Annotated in this window: 15 protein-coding genes; 7 read left to right on the top strand and 8 right to left on the bottom strand. The window is 37.2% G+C overall.

Annotation, left to right across the window (positions count from 1 at the left end; all coding sequences use genetic code 11):
- Nucleotides 1-9 precede the first annotated feature (9 nt).
- From SPD48_RS12650 to SPD48_RS12620, 7 genes are all read left to right on the top strand, one after another.
- Nucleotides 10-351 carry a YhdT family protein gene (locus SPD48_RS12650; RefSeq protein WP_336258487.1) on the top strand — a complete coding sequence of 114 codons (342 nt, stop codon included), beginning with the start codon at nucleotides 10-12 and terminating at the stop codon, nucleotides 349-351.
- A 70-nt stretch (nucleotides 352-421) separates the two neighbouring features.
- The gene (locus SPD48_RS12645; RefSeq protein ID WP_336258486.1) at nucleotides 422-1,891 is read left to right on the top strand and encodes a sodium:solute symporter family transporter; all 1,470 of its coding nucleotides are present in this window, start codon (nucleotides 422-424) and stop codon (nucleotides 1,889-1,891) included.
- Between the two features lie 316 nt (nucleotides 1,892-2,207).
- The gene (locus SPD48_RS12640) at nucleotides 2,208-3,569 is read left to right on the top strand and encodes an APC family permease (RefSeq protein ID WP_336258485.1); all 1,362 of its coding nucleotides are present in this window, start codon (nucleotides 2,208-2,210) and stop codon (nucleotides 3,567-3,569) included.
- A gap of 26 nt (nucleotides 3,570-3,595) precedes the next feature.
- Nucleotides 3,596-4,810 carry a M20 metallopeptidase family protein gene (locus tag SPD48_RS12635; protein WP_336258484.1) on the top strand — a complete coding sequence of 405 codons (1,215 nt, stop codon included), beginning with the start codon at nucleotides 3,596-3,598 and terminating at the stop codon, nucleotides 4,808-4,810.
- Nucleotides 4,810-6,147 carry a glutamine synthetase family protein gene (locus SPD48_RS12630; RefSeq protein ID WP_336258483.1) on the top strand — a complete coding sequence of 446 codons (1,338 nt, stop codon included), beginning with the start codon at nucleotides 4,810-4,812 and terminating at the stop codon, nucleotides 6,145-6,147. The genes SPD48_RS12635 and SPD48_RS12630 overlap by 1 nt, the downstream gene beginning before the upstream one ends.
- A gap of 50 nt (nucleotides 6,148-6,197) precedes the next feature.
- Nucleotides 6,198-7,532 carry an aspartate aminotransferase family protein gene (locus SPD48_RS12625; RefSeq protein WP_336258482.1) on the top strand — a complete coding sequence of 445 codons (1,335 nt, stop codon included), beginning with the start codon at nucleotides 6,198-6,200 and terminating at the stop codon, nucleotides 7,530-7,532.
- 33 nt (nucleotides 7,533-7,565) lie between these two features.
- Nucleotides 7,566-8,762, top strand: coding sequence for an ornithine--oxo-acid transaminase (locus SPD48_RS12620; protein WP_336258481.1), 1,197 nt, complete (start codon nucleotides 7,566-7,568; stop codon nucleotides 8,760-8,762).
- A gap of 313 nt (nucleotides 8,763-9,075) precedes the next feature.
- Here SPD48_RS12620 and SPD48_RS12615 read toward each other — a convergent pair whose 3' ends face one another.
- From SPD48_RS12615 to SPD48_RS12580, 8 genes are all read right to left on the bottom strand, one after another.
- Entirely contained in the window at nucleotides 9,076-10,386 is a 1,311-nt protein-coding gene (locus SPD48_RS12615) for a purine-cytosine permease family protein (RefSeq protein ID WP_336258480.1), read from the bottom strand.
- A complete protein-coding gene (locus tag SPD48_RS12610) occupies nucleotides 10,376-12,136 on the bottom strand; it encodes a hydantoinase B/oxoprolinase family protein (protein WP_336258479.1) in 1,761 nt (586 codons plus the stop codon). The genes SPD48_RS12615 and SPD48_RS12610 overlap by 11 nt, the downstream gene beginning before the upstream one ends.
- 3 nt (nucleotides 12,137-12,139) lie before the next feature.
- Nucleotides 12,140-14,191 carry a hydantoinase/oxoprolinase family protein gene (locus SPD48_RS12605; RefSeq protein ID WP_336258478.1) on the bottom strand — a complete coding sequence of 684 codons (2,052 nt, stop codon included), beginning with the start codon at nucleotides 14,189-14,191 and terminating at the stop codon, nucleotides 12,140-12,142.
- A 20-nt stretch (nucleotides 14,192-14,211) separates the two neighbouring features.
- Nucleotides 14,212-14,757 (bottom strand): cupin domain-containing protein, encoded by a 546-nt coding sequence (locus tag SPD48_RS12600; protein ID WP_336258477.1) that lies wholly within the window; start codon nucleotides 14,755-14,757, stop codon nucleotides 14,212-14,214.
- Nucleotides 14,758-15,326: 569 nt separating this feature from the next.
- The gene (locus tag SPD48_RS12595) at nucleotides 15,327-16,256 is read right to left on the bottom strand and encodes a PfkB family carbohydrate kinase (RefSeq protein ID WP_336258476.1); all 930 of its coding nucleotides are present in this window, start codon (nucleotides 16,254-16,256) and stop codon (nucleotides 15,327-15,329) included.
- Nucleotides 16,253-17,593, bottom strand: coding sequence for a purine-cytosine permease family protein (locus SPD48_RS12590; protein ID WP_336258475.1), 1,341 nt, complete (start codon nucleotides 17,591-17,593; stop codon nucleotides 16,253-16,255). Before SPD48_RS12590 ends, SPD48_RS12595 begins: the two co-directional genes overlap by 4 nt.
- Nucleotides 17,583-18,593, bottom strand: coding sequence for an ADP-ribosylglycohydrolase family protein (locus tag SPD48_RS12585; protein ID WP_336258474.1), 1,011 nt, complete (start codon nucleotides 18,591-18,593; stop codon nucleotides 17,583-17,585). The genes SPD48_RS12590 and SPD48_RS12585 overlap by 11 nt, the downstream gene beginning before the upstream one ends.
- Before the next feature lie 165 nt (nucleotides 18,594-18,758).
- On the bottom strand, nucleotides 18,759-19,466 hold the full coding sequence (locus SPD48_RS12580) for a GntR family transcriptional regulator (protein WP_336258473.1): 708 nt from the start codon (nucleotides 19,464-19,466) through the stop codon (nucleotides 18,759-18,761).
- Nucleotides 19,467-19,741: the final 275 nt, after the last annotated feature.

Here is a 19,741-nt window from a genome sequence, read left to right as displayed (position 1 = left end):
GTGATAGATATGAGTCTATTAAAAGAATATGGTATTAAGGAAGATGCAAGATTTAAACAGGCTAGAAAAGAAAGCTTAAGAATTATGTATCTAGTAATTTTTGAATTTATTTGGGTCTTTACCTTTGGCTATATCGGAACTAAGACTAATCCAAGTGATTATTCCTACATTTTTGGCTTTCCAACGTGGTTCTTTTGGGCTTTTGCTGGAGCAGGAGTTATATTTCCAGTGGTTGCTATTATACTATCAATTAACATAAAAGATTGTAGTCTAACGGATGATATAGAATTATCAAAAAGTGATAGGAAAGTAAATGTTCAGAATACTAAAACGGGAACGGAACATTTATAGGATTTAACGTTGATGGACAATAGATAGCAAAAAATAATCTTAATAAACCAAGCAACGAGAGGTGTAAATAATGACAATAGCTGTTTTTGCAATTTACTTTATTGCTATAATCTTACTAACTTTTTACAGTAGTAGAAAATTATCTAGTCAAACGACAGATAATTTTTCAGAAGAGTTTTTTGTAGGTGGACGTAATCTTGGTCCTATAGCTTTGGCAATCCTTGTGGCAGCAGGCGTAATGAGTACAGGAACCTTTGTAGGAACCCCTGGACTAAGTTCACAATATGGACCTGGCTATATTGTACTTTTTGCTATGGGACAAATACCACTAACCGTATTTGTGTTGGGGATATTTGGTAAGAAAATAAATATAGTAGGACGTAGAACTAAGTCCGAAACATATATAGATATTTTTAGACATCGATATGAAAACTGGAAACCATTAATAATTATTCTTGTAGCGGCTATTTTACTTGCTTTAATTTCAAGTGCAGTTGCTGAATTCATTGGTGGCTCTAGGGTAATACAGTCAATGACTGGAATCCCATTTGAATACTCCTTAATTGCTTTTGGAGTAATTATTACACTTTATACTGCTCTCGGTGGATTAAAAGGAGTAGGTATTGTAGGAGTTTTACAAGGATTTGTAATGACTGTTGCTTCGTTGATACTTATCGTTGGTTATATTAGTTATAACAAGGGTATCTCTCCAATTTTTCAAGGGTTAAAAGAGATAGATCCTAACATGCTAACACCCAACTATGGGGGCACGTTTCCACTAATAGAAATGGCAACTTACTGGTTTACCTATAGTATTCTTCTTATCGGATTACCATGGGGAGTTCAATCAGCTCTTGGCTATAACTCTACAAAAACAATGAAACGAGCAATGGTTCTTGGCGTAGTATTTATCGGTATATGGACTATATTTGTAAGTACATTTGGAGGTGCAGCAGCCAGAATATTTTCACCTGATTTAGAAGTAGCTGATGCCGCTATACCTACGTTGGCACAAGGAATATTGCCGGAGTCTTTAGCAGGTCTTGTGTTAGCAGGAATTGCTGCTGCTGGACAATCAACTATTGCTGCTTTATTTATTTTAGCAAGTGGAAGTATTGTAGTGAATGTATATAAAGCATTTTTTAATCCTAAAGCTTCAAATCACCGGATAAAGACCCTTTCTATAACAGTCACTGTTCTAGTGGGCTTTTTAACTGTATTACTTGCATTAAACCCTCCTGAGTCTTTACAAGTAATACTGACATTCTCCATAAGTGGTGCTGCATCATCTTTGATTGCCCCTTTAGTATTGGGATTGTTTTGGCCTAGAGCTAATAAATATGGTGCGCTTGCAGGGATTGTGGGAGGATTATTAATCTATCTTTTCTTTAATCAAGTTCATTTAGGAATAGATCTTTTGCAACAAGCTACAATATTATTTGCGGTACCTTTGTCCTTTTTATTAACAATTTTTGTAAGCTTGTTAACTACTAAACCTTCAAAAGAGACTGTTCAAACATTTTTCGGAGAAGCTTCTTAAAGATTATATAGGTTTGATGAATTTGAATGTTCGATTAGAAGATAAAGGGTACTTTAGTGAAGGCGAGTAAAATCAAATTTCAAATAATTAAGAAAATTGGTAATTTTTAACGTGGCCTATACTTTATTTTTTAAAAGGGGGGGATGTACAAGTCTACTAAAATAAAGATGATGAGAAAACTAGTTTTCAGTAAATCTCGTAGAGCTATACCGAATATCCAAGAAACAAAGACATTTTATTAACAACATTAGATTACTTGGAAAAGTAAAATTATGAATAAATAGATTCATAAAAAAATAAAAAGGGGAGTTAAATAATGTCTAAAACTCAATTACTTGAAATTGAACCAATACGAAATCTTAAATTTCGTCATTTATGGGCTTTGGGTGTAGGAGCAGTAATTGGAGATGGAATATTTCTTTTAATTGGCGAAGGGATTGCTGTGGCAGGTCCAAGTGCGATACTAGCTTATATAATTGCTGGGTTGTTTCAGTTTTTCTTAATGATGGCTCTTGCTGAACTTGCAATTGGTATGCCTAGTGCTGGTGGTATGGCTGTATGGGTAGAACGTTTTATGGGAAAATGGTGGGGCTTCCTATCGGGGTTTGCTTTCGCAGCTGGTTGGGTAATAGGTGGTGGGGGAATTAGTATGGCGTTAGGAACGATCACCTCCTGGTACTTCCCGCAGCTGAATAGCGGTGTATGGGTCACTATCTTTGCTATAACTTTTGTTACCATTTTCGCATTACTAAATATTTTAGGAACTGCAATCGCTGCAAAAACACAGCTTTATTTAGTACTAATTTTAACAGTAGGTATGTCATTGTTTGCAATTATAGGTGTTAAAGATGTTAATCCTGCTAACTTTAGTGAATGGTTTCCGCATGGTGCTTCTGGGTTCTTCAGTGCAATTCCAATGGGTACATATGCATATTTAGGAGCAATTTCAATCGTTACGGCTGGTGCAGAAACGATAAATAGAAAAGATTTACCAAAAGCATTAATTTGGTCTAGTGTTACATTTATTTTAATTTATTCAGCAGCTCAATTAGTTTTACAAGGAATTATACCTTGGAATGAAGTAACGATGGATAGTTCTCCGTTTACAGAAGCTGCAAATGTTGTTTTTGGCTATGCTGGAGCTTTTATTATTAACTTTGTTGCTTGGATTGCGGCTGCTACTTGTATCTTAATGGGTACATTTTATACAGCATCTCGTATTTTTTACGCCCAAGCAAGAAGAGGGTATTTGCCTAAATTTTTTGGTTACTTACATCCAAAAACTCGTACGCCGGTGTATGGAATCTTGTTTATTTGGGCAGCCTCTGTACTTTTCATCATTATTGGAGCATTCAGTCCTGATTTAATCTATGTTGAATTCTCATTACAATTAACGTTGGCATGGGTTGTTTCTTGGACGTTGGCTGTATTTGCAGCGATCTTATATAGAAAAAATGCAAAAGAAGAAGTAATGGCTTTGCCTTGGAAGCAGTGGTTCTATCCTTTGTTCCCTGTATTAGGATTAATAGGTATGGTAATTGTCTTTTACGGGACATTTTTAAATACTCCAATGACTTTGGTAAGAGGCCTTGTTTGGATAATCGCATTATTTATTTTTTATAAACTCTATAGTGAAAAACGAATTGTTGAAGAAAAAGAGATTAAGAAAGCGAATTAACAATGCTGGAAAAAGGGAGTGAACGTATGCATCTAGGAGAGTTAGGTCAAGTTTTTGTAAAAACATCTAAAGAAATGGAAGAGGAATTAATTACAATTAGGAGACATTTACACAAGTATCCGGAACTCTCTTTCCAAGAATATGAAACGAGCCATTTTATTGAAAAAAAATTAAATGAATTTGGTATTCCTAATGAAAGGGTTGGAGAGACCGGTATTAAAGCATGTATAAAAGGAGAAAAAGAGGGGGCATCTAGTTTTACGGTAGCACTCCGGGCAGATATAGATGCTTTACCAATTAAAGAGGAAACAGAGCTTTCTTTCTCATCAGTGAATGAAGGTGTGATGCATGCATGTGGCCATGATGGTCACACTACAATCCTTCTTGGAGCAGCACACCTTTTATACCAAAACAGAAATCATTTTAGTGGGAATGTGGTCTGTATTTTTCAACCAGGTGAAGAAGCGGATGGAGCAGCTACAGAAATGATCCGTCTTGGTGTGTTAGAGAATCCAAAGGTAGATATGATGGTCGCGCTACATTTATGGCCATATCTTCCTTTTGGGACAGTAGGTATTAGAAGCGGTAGTATGACCGCTTCCTGTGATGATTTTACAATTACAGTTAAGGGGAAATCTGGTCATAGTGCTAGACCTCATGAGGGTGTCGATGCGATTAGTATCTCGATGCGTATCATGCAAGCAATCGAACATTTAGTTTTGAAAATGAATAATCCACTTGATCCGGTTGTTGTTCATATCGGTAAAATAACAGGTGGTTCGGCGCGGAACATTATTGCTGAAAAAGTTGTTTTTGAAGGAACAGCGCGTGCTCTAACAATAGAAAATAGACAAAAAATAAAGAAAGAAATAAAACGTATTTCAAATGATGTAGCTAGAACATATCATGCGGAAGTTGAGATTACCTACATGGACGGGAATGCACCTGTATTAAATGATACGGAAGTAACATCTCTTGTTGGTAATGCATCCCGAGATCTATGGGGAGAGGATAAAGTTGTAGAGCTTTCCGATCCCTCATTAGGTGCAGACGATTTCGGCGAATTTTCATTAGTTGTTCCGAGCACGTATTTTCGTTTAGGTATTAACAAATCAAATGGTTCGATGTATGGTTTGCATCATCCGAAGTTTACCTTTGACGATACATTATTATCAATCGGTGCTGCGACATTTGCCTATACTGCAGTAAAAGCAATAAAACAATCATCGGAGGGGTATTAATGCTGACAAAAGAGAAAATTTTTGAACTTGTAGAGAAACATAATATTGAATATATTGATGTGGGTTATATGGATTATGCGTCATTATCAAGAGTTAGAACTGTGCGTGCTAATCAGTTAGAGAGTTTATTTGAAAGCGGTTTGAACTTTTATGGAGGCATGATGAGTTTTAATGGATTTGATGAAAAAATTGAAAATCCTACGTATGGTATTGAAGCAGGTGATTTCTTTGCGATTCCTGATCCATCTACGTTTGCTATTTTACCTCACCGTAAAAATACAGCTAGAATGTATTGCGATTTAATTGATGAACATGGAAATCCTTGGGACGGATGCCCAAGACAAATCTTAAAAAAGGTTTTAAAAGAAGCAGAGGATATTTTGGGCGGGAAAATGCATATGGCATTTGAGCAGGAAGCTTATTTAATGAGAGAAGTAGATGGAGAACTTGTAACAGCAGATGATACACACTGCTTTTCCATAGAAGGTTTACAAATGCAGGAGAACTTCCTACATGAATTTGTTGAGGCCATGGAGATGAGTGGTGTCGCTATTGAAAAAATATCTAGCGAATATGGACCTGGTCAATATGAAATCAATTTAATGCATAAACCAGCACTTAGGGCGGCGGATGAGCAACTAGTATTTATGCAATTATTCAAGCAAATTGCATTAAAGCATGACCTTATCGGAACGTTAATACCAAAGCCTTTCGATCATTTATCAGGAAGTGGATTACACGTCCATATTAGCATGACAGACGAACAAGGGAATAATGTCTTTGAACATTTACATGATCCACTTGGATTGACTGAACAAGCTTATTACTTTGTTGGGGGAATGATGAAACATGCAAGATCATTAGTTGCAATCGGTGCTCCAAGTATTAATTCGTATAAACGGTTATACCCGGGATCTTACGCACCGTCCCATGTGAGCTACGGAATTGGGAATCGGTCTGTATTGATTCGTGTGACAGAAAAAAGAAGGGGAAGCCGCTTCGAATTTCGTGGTGCTGATGGAACATGTAATCCATATTTGCTAGCTACCGCATTAATAGCAGCTGGACTTGACGGGGTAAAAAATAAAATTGAACCGGGAGAACCTGTAGATTTTGATGTTGGATCTATTACTGTTGAGCAAATGAAAGAAAAAAATATTGAGCTAGTTCCAAGTTCATTAGAAGAAGCGATGGATATTTTAGAGAATAATGATTTAATGGCCGAGGTATTAGGACCTATTTGGAGGGAATTCATTCACGTAAAACGATCAGAAGTTAAAAAATATTCTCGAATTGTCACCGAATGGGAAAGAAGAATGCTTGGCACGCGTTTCTAGAAGAAGTGTCGTTTAGTCATCAGAATCTAATCATAATGAGGAGGATAACGATGCAAAACAATAGCAGTTGGTTACGAAAAGATAACCAATATGTAGCTGATTCGTTGAAAATTAGATTTTACCCAGTCGCAATTAGGGAAGGGAAAGGATCAAAAGTAGTTGATTATGATGGTCGGGAATATCTCGATATTTCAGCCGGCTGGGCCGTAGCGAATATTGGCTATGGAAATGAAAAAATGGCTAACGCCTTGAAAGAACAGTATGAAAAACTCTCATTTTCAACCAATATTTCAATTCCAGATGAACAAATGATAACTTTATCTGAAAAGCTAACCGAAATTGTCCCTGGTTCGTTTGAGAAAAAAGTTTGGTACGGCATGTCGGGTTCTGATGCAAATGATTGTATTGCAAAGTTAGTACCATATAGTACAGAACGTCCAAGAATGCTCTCTTTTATGGGAGCATACCACGGACAAACGATGGGTTCCTTATCTCTTTCAGGACACACTGCCCAAGCACGTTTTATTAGCGGGGCAAACGTAGTAAAGGTGCCTTTTCCAAATCCTTATCGACCACTTTTTGGAACAGGTGAAAATTTAACCGAGCAAATTATTGATTATATTGAACATGAAGTTTTTACAACAATTTGTCCATCAGATGACACTGCTGGCATTATTGTCGAAGCCATTCAAAGTGATGGAGGAGTCATTATACCGCCAGAAGACTTTCTACCTGAACTTAGAAAGTTATGTGATCGTTACGGTATTTATTTAATTCTTGATGAGGTAAAAGTAGGCATGGGGAGAACTGGAAAATGGTTTGCATACGAACATGCCAACATTGTGGCAGATGCAGTATCCATTGCAAAGCCACTTGGTGGAGGAGTTCCTATTAGTGCAGTCGTTGCTAGAAAAGAAATTTTAGATTGTGGCCACGCATTACATCTATTTACAGCAAGCGGAAATCCGATAAGTTCTCGTGCCGCTTTAACAAATATAGAAATTATTGAAAATGATATTAGTATGGAAGACGTAACCAATAAAGGTGAATATTTTAAGAAGCAGCTTGAGGAGTTAAAGGAAAAACACACGATTATTGGAGATGTGCGTGGTAAAGGGCTCGTTCTTGGCGTTGAATTAGTAGTAGACCAAGTTACAAAGGAACCGGCCGTCAAACAAACAGCAGCTATTTGTTATCGGGCATATGAGCTAGGGTTATTAGTCTTTTATGTTGGAATACACGGGAATGTAATCGAAATAACCCCGCCATTAATTATAACGAAAGAAGAAATTGACCATGCCATTGCTATTTTGGATCAAGCATTCATTGATTTAAAAGAAGGGAAAATTAATATGGATGAAGTTAGTAAATATGCAGGATGGTAATGATTTAATGACTTAAGAGTTGGAGGGATTTTTATGATACAAACTAACCAATCAATAATAGATCAAACAGAAAAGTATGGGGCGAATAATTATTTGCCTCTTCCCATCGTTGTATATAAAGCAGAAGGCATCTGGGTAGAAGATCCTGAGGGAAATCGGTATATGGATTTATTAAGTGCTTATTCTGCCGTAAACCAAGGTCATCGTCACCCTAAAATTATTGCTGCGTTAAAAGAACAAGCGGATAAGGTGACATTAACCTCACGAGCCTTTCATAATGACCAACTTGGACCTTGGTATGAAAAAATTTGTACCCTTACTAGAAAAGAAATGGCTTTACCAATGAACACGGGAGCAGAAGCGGTTGAAACAGCAATTAAAACTGCTAGACGTTGGGCATATGATGTAAAAGGTGTTGCGGAAGATCAAGCAGAGATTATAGCTTGCGTCGATAATTTCCACGGACGCACGATGGCAGCCGTCTCGTTATCGTCAGATCCGGATAACAAACGTGGATTCGGTCCCATGCTCCCTGGTTTTAAAGTGATCCCATTTGGAGATGTGGAAGCGTTAAAAGAAGCGATTACTGAAAATACAGCAGGATTTTTATTGGAACCAATTCAAGGGGAAGCTGGAGTGAATATCCTGCCTGAAGGATTTTTAAGAGAGGCGTATGATATTTGTCAAGAAAATAATGTCTTGTTTATTGCCGATGAAATACAAGCAGGACTTGGACGAAGTGGTAAATTTCTAGCGAGCGATTGGGAAAACGTAGATCCGGATATTATTATTTTAGGTAAAGCTCTTGGGGGTGGCGTCTTCCCTATTTCCTGTGTAGTTGCTAACAAAGATATTCTTGGTGTCTTTGAGCCGGGTTCCCATGGATCTACCTTTGGTGGAAATCCACTCGCTTGTGCAGTTTCCATTGCCGCGCTTGACGTTTTAGTAGATGAAAATTTAGCGGAACGTTCTCAGGAACTCGGCGAGTACTTTAAATCCGAATTACAACTAATCGATAACCCGATCATTAAAGAAGTACGCGGAAAAGGTTTATTTATTGGAATGGAATTGACCGAATCTGCACGTCCGTATTGTGAAAAATTAAAGGATAAAGGCTTATTATGTAAAGAAACACATGATAATGTCATTCGATTTGCGCCACCTTTAATTATTAAAAAAGAAGACCTGGATTGGGCTTTGAAGCAGATTAATGACGTTATGAAGAGTTAAAAGATGGTATATATTTCATTCAGTTTTATTTCCCCTTTGGAAAGAAAAATTTCTAAAGGGGATTAGTTTGATGTCTAGTTGAGAGTGATCGTTATTCTTCCTTTAGGGTTTGGTTTTTTAGTTTCAATAATTGGAAGTGATAGACTACGATCTCGCTCGGGGAAACTAAGGAAATATAAGTGCTAGAAGTTAAAACAAAAAATGAAAATGACGAGCAACTTACTATACTTTGAAGTGAAATTATTAGGAACAGATGATATAGGAAAATAAAAAAGTGTTGCAGACTGAGAGGTGGTCTGGCAACACTTTTTTATTACGTGATATTCTCCATTTCATTCTTCCGATGTTTCATTTTCATCCCGATATAATACAAAATTCCTGTCATGAAAAAGGATTGTAGTAATGGCATGCCGAATGGGATGACATATTGTGTCAAATAACCGAAGGCAAACCCGATTAGCATTGTCCATGTTGCAACCCAGTTCCAATTCTCACTTTCCCTGTATTGTTGTTTTTGGATAATAAAGTAATCTGCAAACATAATTGCCGCTACAGGTGGACTTGTTAAGCCGATAATATATAGGAAGTTCTCCAATTGGGATACAACGTTGGTCATAGCAAGTCCTAAGCCTACAACAGTTCCTAACAATGTTAATATGGCTCGTCCCTTTCCAGAGTTGATATTAAACATATTTGCTAAAGCTAGTCCCATACTGTAATTATTCACTAATTGACTTGTCCACGTAGCTAAATATAAAATAAGAAAACCCCATACTGGAAAATTTAATGCTAACATGACGGTAACAATGTCTGCTTCACCAATGCCAATTGACATGATCGCCCCAACTAAAAATAGGGGGAAGCCTACACCAACAATACCTAAGGGAATAATTAAGTTATCTTTTACGACTGGTCTAGCATAACGAGTATAATCTGCGGAACTAATCCATTGTGAAATGTTCACACTAATGACGAGCGAAATCGCACCAATTACAGTCAACGTTGGAGTAGGGCTCCAAGAAGAAATACCACTCCAACCAATGTTTTTAATGGCAAGGTACACCCCAACGATCACTAATAGAAGGCCTGCGGGAACCGCGATATAATCGGTCCATTTCATCGATTCATATCCAAGAATAGACGGAATCGCAAATGTGATCCCTACGATTAAGACGATAATTCCCCATAAAAACGGGTCTTGCTCTTTTGACACCCCAACGATGGCAGCAATCGCATCACCTGCGACATGGGTTTGGAGACCCCACCAAAATAAACAAACGATTATAATATTTATCCCTACAACAAATCGGGCCTGAATGTTGCCGAAAGAAGATTTTGCTATGACAGTAGATGGTCTGCCTGTTTTTGCCCCCATATAACCGTTTAATGCATTTCCAATCCATGTGATGACTAAGGCGATCACTAGGATTAACGTCGTCATCCATAAACTGAAACTTCCAATTAGTAAGGCACCTGTCGTTAAAACGGGAATTGTAAATTCTAATCCAGCATTGACAGAAAATGGACCAATCCAATGACCTCGTTGTTCGAGTGGTACTGGATCAATAGCTTCGTCTCTCGTTACTGTATTATCTCTAATTATTTCATGTTGATTATCGATCATTTCCACCTCCACTTTGTTTTTGTAATTGTTTTCTTTCATCTGATATTTCTATTAAAGAAAAATTACCCGGGTCTAATATGACACCAAATATCTCTTTAGCATCTTTTAAGGCAATATAGCCATTTTTTACATCAGCTTGTATTTGTTCTATCGGACGATGAAGTGGACTGCCGTATCCGCCACCCGTTCCAGTATATAATTTAACAATATCACCTTTATTTAGTGGATATCTTGCATAAATACTAAAAGGACCTTTCACTGTCCCATCTGCTTTTTCTACATAAAATTCATTAGCAGAGCCATCTTTACCACCATTTACACCCCAAGGGAGAAATTTATTTCTTCCGAATGTAACAGATACTTGTTGCCCGTCAGACATAGCTTTATAAGAACGGATGACGCCTGAACCACCGATATTTGTGCCAGCACCGGCACCATCATTGCGGAGGGCATATTCTTCTACCATCACACCATAATTTGTTTCGGCTATTTCAACTGGAACATTATATGTTTCTCCGTCACCGATACAAAACTGACCTCTTGCTCCATCCTGATTTGTAGCTGCTCCCCAACCTCCGACAGAAGGTTCCACAATGAGAAAAGGTTCATCAGTTTCCGGTTTAATACCTGATAATGTAACGGCACATACAGATAAAAAGTGGCCAGCACCAAGTTGCTCAGGAAGATGAGGAGCTAACGCTTTCCAAACAAGATCTCCGCCAAGTGCATCACTTTCCCAATAAATCGAAGTTGGTGCAGGACGTTCTGCCGATACCACGGAACCCTGATCAACAATTACTTCTAAGGGACGAAATACACCATCATTTACGACATCACCGGAATTAGTAATACTTAAAAATACGACTCTTACGGCAGTGACTAATGCGGAATAAGAACAGTTAATTGGACCAGGAACTTGTGGATGACTACCGCGAAAATCACAAATAAATTGATCATCAGTAATCGTTACTTTCACTTTTACTTGAAATGGTCCATTGCCAAAGCCATCATCATCGATATAATCACTTGCTTCAAAGGTTCCTTTTGGAAGTATTTTCATTGCTTCCCGTGCTAATCTTTCTCCTTGATCTAGCAATCGATCAATTGATTGTAAAACAACTTCTGTATCATAACGTTCGCAAAGTTCGGTTATTCGTTTATGCCCGGTTTTTAATGTCGCAACTTGTGCCCATAAGTCACCAATTGATAAATCTGGCATTCGGACATTTGCCTTAATCATTTCAATCAAGGCGTCATTAACGACTCCTTTATTAATTAGTTTGATACACGGAAATTGTAACCCTTCTTGAAATACTTCTGTTGCATCATTACTAAAGGAACCAGGATCTTTTCCGCCAACCTCTGTCCAATGAGCTTTATTAGCGACAAATGCAACAATGTCCCCATCTACAAAAACAGGCATGATTAAGCCGACATCTGATAAATGCGAGCCTCCACCGACATATGGGTCATTAATAATAATGACATCACCGGGATGTAAATCTTCACGTGGGAATTTCTCAAGGGTGTATTCGACCATATGCGACAGCATACCGATAAAACCTGCAACACCATTTCCTTGTGTAAGTAAATTACCATGTCGGTCTGTAATACCACTTGCATAATCAAGTACTTCATAAATAATCGGACTCATTGATGTTCTAGCAAGCGTTTCAAACATTTCATCTCCAATAGCTAAAAGCGAATCTTTGACGATTTCTAATGTGAAGACATCTGTTTGTTTTGGCATGATTTATTTTCCCTCCCCATGATGTAATGTAATGATTAAATTGCCAAAGTCATCAACAATGAGTGATTGATTCGGATATAAAATTGTGGAGGATGTTACTTCTTCTACAATAGCTGGACCTTGAACTGTGTGTCCAAGAGCTAATAGATTTCGGTCGTATACATTAACAGATAACCAACCCTCTTCCTCAAATAGAACATTTCTTTTTTCGATAATTGGTGTCTTATCAGACTGGTGAAACGTCCGTTTTTGTAGAGGATCTTTTTTCAATTTACCGAAAGCTGTCAAATGGATATTGACAATTTCCATCTCATTATCGATTAATTTATAGTCGTATTTATTTTCGTGTAATTGATGGAATGTGTCAGAAATCTGTCGTTTTACTTGTTTATTCCATACCTCGGCCGGATAAGGGACTTTTACCGTATGTTCTTGCCCTTTATAGCGCATATCAACGGATTTCGAAAACACGATAGTTTCTTCTGAAAATCCATCTTCTATTAATGAGGAGGTTGCTACTAATTCCAGATCTCTCCATTTAGCATCAAAGCTGTCACTTTTGATGTTAGATAACGCGATATTAAATGTATGAATATAATCATTTCGTACATCTGTCATCAGCATGCCCCAGGCAGAAAAGACAGAAGATGCGATTGGAATGATTACTTTTTTAATGCCTAACTCTTTTGCCAATGCTGTTGCATGTAATGGTCCGCCACCGCCATAAGCTACAAGGGTGAAATCCCGTGGATCATATCCTTTTCTAACCGAGATAAGTTTAAGTGCTTGCAGCATATTCGAGTTGGCTAAACGAATAATTCCTAATGCTACGTCTTCTACCTCCATCGATAAACTATCAGCGATTTTTTCTTGAAAAGCAGCTTTAATTGTGGCGATCTCAGTTTTATGTTCAAAGTTGTCTAATGAGAGTCTACCAGTAAGCAAATTTGCATCAGTTGTTGTCGGGCTTTTTCCACCTTTTCCATATGCAATCGGTCCTGGAGAGGCGCCTGCTGATTTTGGACCTACTTTTAGCGCTCCGGTCTTATCAATTGAGGCGATTGATCCTCCACCATTTCCAATTTCGATAATATCGACGACAGGTACTTTAATAGGGTATCCAGCATTTTTATCATTTTTTTCAATATAATAATCAGAGTCAACCTTCATCTCTCCGTTATCAATGAGGGAACATTTCGCTGTCGTTCCTCCAACATCGAAGGCAATGATGTTTTTTTCGCCTATCATTTCGCCTAATACAGCGGCACCATACACTCCTGCTGCTGGACCAGATTCTATTATATTAATAGGGGTTTCCTCTGCATGTTGAAAATTGGTCGTCCCACCATTTGACTGCATGACATATTTATTCCCTTTTAAATGAATCTCGTTTAATTTATTATTTAACTTTTGTAAATAGGTAGAGGCAGTTGGTTTCACATAAGCATTTAAGACTGCAGTGTTTGTCCGTTCATATTCACGCCATTCTCTTGCTACTTCATGTGAAGCGGTTACTTTTACATCTGGAAGTAGTGCTTGGATGATTTCTTTCGTTTCTATCTCATGTTGAGGATTTATATAAGCATATAAATACGCAATGGCGACTGCTTCTACTTCTCGTTCTTTAAAATATGCTGCAATTTCTTTTACATTGTTTTTGTGTAGAGGTGTGATGATATTCCCTTGATAATCTAGTCTTTCTTCGACTTCTTGTCGTAAATATCGCTCCACAAAAGGGATTGGTTTTTTATATCGGAGATTAAATAAATCAGGTCGATTTCCCCGGGCTATTTCTAATACATCTCTGAATCCTTTTGTTGTAATTAAGGCTGTTTTGGCACCTTTTCTTTCTGTTAAAGTATTGATCACCACGGTTGATCCATGAATAAACATATCAATTTCTTTCGGATTAACACCTGAAGCTTGGATGACATTGATGACCCCTTGTTCATAATTTGGCACAGTAGTATCTGTTTTTATGGTTTGAATGTCACCTGTCTTTGATAAACTTACCATGTCCGTAAATGTACCACCTATATCTGTTGCAACACGCAATGCTATCTTCCTTTCTATTATTACAGTAATTTCGGTGTGACGACATTAATCATGTCAACGTCTTGATCGGTTCTGTTTTCAAAATTATGTGGTAAATGGGAAGGAAAGTGGATGGACTCTCCTTTATGAACCTCGTAGTCTTCTCCATCGATGATGAAAGTGATCGTGCCTGCTAATACATAATAGAATTCTTCACCGTGATGGGTAAATGACTTCTGCGATGATATTTTATTTGGCAACACGGTAATAAAATAGGGATCCATTTCTCTTCCAGTAAATTCTCCATTTAAACGAATTAACTTTTCATCAATCCCATCAATCTTCACCATTTGTTGGTCTGCCTTCTTTTTGATGTAACTATTACGTGTTTCTTCGGCAAAAAAGTAATTCATACTTATTCCATAAGCGTCAGCTATTTTCTTCAATGATGTAATTGCTAAATTGGTCGTCCCTTTTTCAATTCGCGATAAAAAGCTAATAGAGAGGCCTGTTTTTTCAGATAACTCTGCTAGCGTAATTTTGTTTTTCGTTCTTAGCTCTTTAATTTTTTTATATACAGATTCCATTCTATCTCCTTTTGCCTTTTATTATAATTTTTTGAATATATTAAAATTATTATACATTTTTTTTGTGTAAATGTAAAAATAAGAAGTTAGGGATGGATGGGTTTAGTTGGTTATTGTAATGGAATTATTTAGGGGAGAGGGTGGATGGGGTGGAAAAAGTTGCCGAGGAAAAATGGAATAAAAAAATATTATATGTTGTTACTTGGGTTGGTGCCGGCTTTTGGCACAAAATAAAGTAGAGACGATAGAAAATTTTAAAATCTTAAACTGTCGGTGTAACAATGTTTGGTGCTAGGGTGGATCTACGTCAATAGTTTCAGGTATTCTAGGTAGAGCAGGTGGTTGTTTAAGATTTTGAACAGTTCAAAATAGGGTAATCTTTTGCCACCACTTAAGGGCATTGGATGTATTGGAGAGATAGGATCTTACTTTTTGTATTTTTGTTGAAAGTGTTGTTTGTAAGAGATGAAAGTTATTATCGGTAACAAGTAATAGACCGTGCCACTAAATAGACACGATCTTCATATTAAACAAGGTATTTTTAACAAACCATTCTCAATAGTAAGTATTTATGTCTCGTCCTCAAAAAGTTCCACATTCGCTCCCTGTACCTGAACAACTTTAGCAGCGGCATCATTTCCCCATATACACGCTGTTTCTATAGATTGTTCATCTAGTAAGGCTCCGATAAAAGCAGCCGTATGCGTATCACCGGCACCGATTGTATCTACTAAAGGCACATTTCTGCCTTGACAAAGTTTTGATGTACCATTTTCTACATATAATGTTCCTTCACTACCGAGTGTAACTACTACTGGTTTATTCGTTTTTCTATTCATTGCTCTTGCAGCGGTTTCGATATCGTCCTGCTCGCTTAATGCTAAAAGTTCGTCTCGGTTGCAATGCAGAATGGTTCCTAATTCCAAGAGTTTGTTCAAGTGAGTCTTATTCATTTTACTGACTCGCGGAGATGGATCAAAGATAATATCTGTTTCCTCTTTTTTGTTTTGCAGTTGATTCAGCAACACTTTTGCTGATTCTCCTTCAAAAGAGTATCCCGATAAATATATATAATCATATTCTAGAAGGTTTACTTGTTCGAACCAGTCTTCCTGCCAGTCATTCTCTATCCCGGGAACAGTAATAAATGTCCTTTCTCCATTTTCTTCTACTATACATAAGCACCAACCGTTGTCTCCGTTAAAATCACTTAGCATTTGATCATGACCATCTAATGCAATCTGTTTTTTAATATGCACAGCATTGGGACCATTTCCAATTGGGATCATTAAATCATAGGATGCATTTAGCTGTTTAAGGATGTTGCCGACATTATATGCACAGCCGCCTACAATGACGTCCTGACTACCGGCAAACACATCATCACCAGTTTTCGGAAGTGCTGGTATGGTTACGATAACATCAATAACAGCACTGCCCAATATCAATGCCTTCTTCTTACTGTTTATTTGATGAAAGCTTAGTTTATGTCCAGTCATGAAATTTCCTCCTGATACTGATCGGTTTTACGCAAAACATTTGTGATATAATAAAGTCCTCCACTTATTAAAAACGTAACAAGTAGATCGAAGCTTGTAGAAGCGAAGAAGGTAAGAAGTAATCCAACAATAACACCAGCAAACCAGCTTACCACACCGCCTACATTTACTTTATTATACTCCGCATCTTCTAGCAGCCTGGAATCATAGCCTTGTTTTCTTCGTAAAAATATATAGTCAATGATGAAGATGGAAACCCAAGCGGCCAAACCAATACCTAGAAGCCCTAAAAATGCTTCAAAATAGCCAAGGAAATCTCTTGATACTACAAGTACATAAAGTGGGATCAATGTAATAATAATTGCATGAATCGTAATTGCAGTAGAATCCTTCATCTGTATATTAAAGGTCTCCATAATCAATCTGGAAGACTTTAAGCCAATAAAACACATAGGAGTAAGACCACCAAGTGCAGCGAAAAGATAAATGACGGTCATCCATTCTGGCAGTATTTCACTAATAAGTAAGATAGGGTTTTCTGCACTGGATAACTCTGGTGCGGACGTGGCTAGCAAGATTCCTGTGCCAATGATAAAAAATAACGGAATGAATGCACCTATTGTTACATTACCGATAATTGCTGAAGACTTGTTGTTTCTTTTTTGAAAACGGCTATAATCTGCAGATGCATTAGTCCAAGTTAAGCCAGTCCCAACGATAACAAACGCAAGTGCAGGTAAGAAACCAGTTAACCAAGGACCGCTGCTCATGGAAAAGAGCGCACTCCAATCTGTTTCAGGTATCAGCATAGCAAGAACAAGTAAAGTTAGTCCGCCGAACACATACGTGAAAAATGTTTGAATCGATACAAGCGTTTTATGTGAAAAAAAACTGGATGTAATAACCAGGCCAGCAAAAATCGCTAAGCTGATCACGATTAATAAGGTGTTAGTACTTATTCCAAAAGCGCTGAACAGAGCCAAAAGGGTTAATGTTCCAGTTGAAACGTTTACAGATAACCAGCCAACCTGTCCAGCCCAGCCAATAAAAGCGGGAATATGATTTCCTTTAAAGCCATATGCAGCTCTGGAAAGCATAAATGTGACAGCTCCACTATCCCTTCCAGCAAGGCTTGCATAACCTACAAGTGCAAAAGACAATGGTCCAAGAATTGCAACGAGGATCGATTGCATGAAACTTAAGCCATATCCTATAATGAGTGCACCATATACAATACCGAGTATTCCCATATTAGCAGCAAACCAAATGAAAAAGAGATCTCTTGGCTTACCTGTTTTCTCTTCATCCGTCAGAAATATTTTCTCTTTATTTTCCATGTGAATCCCTCCAATTTAGCCTTTCTTTTTCCAACATCCCAGCGTAATCATGTAACTGTACATCGTTATTTTGATCTATCATATAAATCCAATCTTTGTTGATTGTTTTATATCCAGACTTTGCCCCGCAAATAGCAGTGGCCATAGCACCAATTGTATCGGTATCTCCTCCAATATTTGCACAGAAAAGGGCACAACTATGGGGATCTTTGCAATAATAAGCGATTGCTAATGCAGCCGGAACTGATTCACTTGTTAAGGTGCCACAGCCTATTACATCATAAATCCGCTGAGCAAAAACTTCCTCATTATCTTTGTATGTTTCGGCAAATTCCATACCTAACTTTAGTCGCTCAGGAATAGATGCAGAAAATGTTTCTTCTCCTTCTTTAACAGCTATATCAAAAATACTAATAGTTGATTCCATTATTTCATTCCAGGATTTATCCTCTATTGCCAAGCTAACCGCATGTGCAATCATACTAGCACCAGCAATTGCTACGTCACTTGCATGTGTTGGTTGGCTGACTTTACGCACATAATTTACTAATTCAGCTTGTTGTGTGCTGGAAAAAAGTGTGCCAATCGGAGCAATTCTCATGGCAGCTCCATTTGTCAACGCTTTCTTTGTGTGCACAGAAGGATCTTCACCGACCTTAATAGCGTTTAAAGCTGCCTTAGAACTTGGTCCGAGAATGTTATTGTCAAAAGCGTTTGTGTCATTTGCCCAATTAATTAAAGCTTCTGCAATAAGTTTGTCAGACGGCTTAAAATTATTTTTATTGAGTGCATCGAGTATAAGTAATGCTTGAGCTGTGTCGTCGGTAAATTGTCCTTTTGTAAAGTTACACGCAACTTCATTCTCTGCAGGACCATCCAAGAAAGTAGTGATTCTGCCAAAAAATTCTTTTACCTTTCTCCTGCTCCATAATTCAGATGGCATGCCAAACGCATCACCAATTGCTAATCCATATAACGTTCCTAGAATCTTATCTTTCATTTTATACTTCCTCCCAACTTGTCCACTCATACGTATGAGTTATTTAAAGTATAAAACGCACCTAGTATATTGTCAATCATGTTAGATTAAAGTTTATAACTCTTTAAGTTAGTTTTTGGCTTTAATCTAACATGCTTCAAAGGAGCCTTATTGTAAAAGTAATATTTATGAATGGATGTATTGAGAAAGTTTGAACTTAAAATTTGGACTATAAATAATTTCGAGACGTTCTATTTCAATGTTACTCTCCGTCAGAACAATGCCGGAACCTTTTAATAGAGGTTGTTCTTTTTGTAACTCTAATCTTTCACATATGAGTGGTGTGCTCATCATTGGTTTTAAGTTTAAATTTGTGTAGTGAGGGTGGATGTTATAGGTTTCCCGCATTAATTCGTAGAGAGATATGGAGGAAAAGTCAATTGATTCTAGATTTGGAAATATTTTCAAAGGTAGGTGGGAAGTATCAATGGTCATCCAAGTTGTTGTTTCTTCCGATTTTAATCCGCGTAAACGAACCAGCTTTAAAAAATATACTCCATCTTTAGAATAGGTTTCCTTTTCCAATACTTTGGTAATTGGTTTTTGGTTATACCTTCGAGCTAAATCCGAAAACCCTTGGAAATTCCAAACTGTATCCTTTGTTTCACGAAGTCTAACATAGGTTCCCTTGCCATGAACCTGTTGAACAAGCCCTTCTTTATTGAGTTCAGCTATTGCTTTACGGATGGTTGTTCTAGTGATTTGATATTCCTTCATGAGTTGAGTTTCGGATGGAAGAAGATCCATCTCCTTAAAAACACCATTTAGGATTTGGGATCGAAGTATTCGTTTTAATTGAACATATAGTGGAATAACATCATTTTTATTTAGCATATTGGTCTCCTGTAACATCTTTGAAAGTAATGATTTAAGTATTGATCACTTTTTAATATATTAGTCATTTTAGCATCACATTAAAAGTATGATCCTAGTTTTTGAAAAACAAATAAAAAAGCTTAAGAAATCTGTACAACTGGATTTAATCAAGAATGATATAGAATGTTATACTTATAGTCTATAATTATAGCATATTTTATCTGAGGACAGTTGTAGTACGTTTATTGATACAATCAGTGCTGTTTCCATTTTTACACCTTTATTTTTACCAT

The organism is Pseudogracilibacillus sp. SE30717A, from assembly GCF_037071985.1.
Classification (GTDB): Bacteria; Bacillota; Bacilli; order Bacillales; family Amphibacillaceae; genus Pseudogracilibacillus.
The sequence above is the reverse complement of the archived record's forward strand: the minus strand, read 5'-3'. Positions and strand labels throughout refer to the sequence as shown.

Bases quoted from the DNA above. Each gene is read 5' to 3' on its own strand.
- SPD48_RS12580 (WP_336258473.1), bottom strand. From the start codon at position 19,466: ATGCTAAATAAAAATGATGTTATTCCACTATATGTTCAATTAAAACGA.
- SPD48_RS12620 (WP_336258481.1), top strand. From the start codon at position 7,566: ATGATACAAACTAACCAATCAATAATAGATCAAACAGAAAAGTATGGG.
- SPD48_RS12635 (WP_336258484.1), top strand. From the start codon at position 3,596: ATGCATCTAGGAGAGTTAGGTCAAGTTTTTGTAAAAACATCTAAAGAA.
- SPD48_RS12650 (WP_336258487.1), top strand. From the start codon at position 10: ATGAGTCTATTAAAAGAATATGGTATTAAGGAAGATGCAAGATTTAAA.
- SPD48_RS12610 (WP_336258479.1), bottom strand. From the start codon at position 12,136: ATGCCAAAACAAACAGATGTCTTCACATTAGAAATCGTCAAAGATTCG.
- SPD48_RS12595 (WP_336258476.1), bottom strand. From the start codon at position 16,256: ATGACTGGACATAAACTAAGCTTTCATCAAATAAACAGTAAGAAGAAG.
- SPD48_RS12585 (WP_336258474.1), bottom strand. From the start codon at position 18,593: ATGAAAGATAAGATTCTAGGAACGTTATATGGATTAGCAATTGGTGAT.
- SPD48_RS12590 (WP_336258475.1), bottom strand. From the start codon at position 17,593: ATGGAAAATAAAGAGAAAATATTTCTGACGGATGAAGAGAAAACAGGT.
- SPD48_RS12615 (WP_336258480.1), bottom strand. From the start codon at position 10,386: ATGATCGATAATCAACATGAAATAATTAGAGATAATACAGTAACGAGA.
- SPD48_RS12600 (WP_336258477.1), bottom strand. From the start codon at position 14,757: ATGGAATCTGTATATAAAAAAATTAAAGAGCTAAGAACGAAAAACAAA.
- SPD48_RS12625 (WP_336258482.1), top strand. From the start codon at position 6,198: ATGCAAAACAATAGCAGTTGGTTACGAAAAGATAACCAATATGTAGCT.
- SPD48_RS12645 (WP_336258486.1), top strand. From the start codon at position 422: ATGACAATAGCTGTTTTTGCAATTTACTTTATTGCTATAATCTTACTA.
- SPD48_RS12630 (WP_336258483.1), top strand. From the start codon at position 4,810: ATGCTGACAAAAGAGAAAATTTTTGAACTTGTAGAGAAACATAATATT.
- SPD48_RS12640 (WP_336258485.1), top strand. From the start codon at position 2,208: ATGTCTAAAACTCAATTACTTGAAATTGAACCAATACGAAATCTTAAA.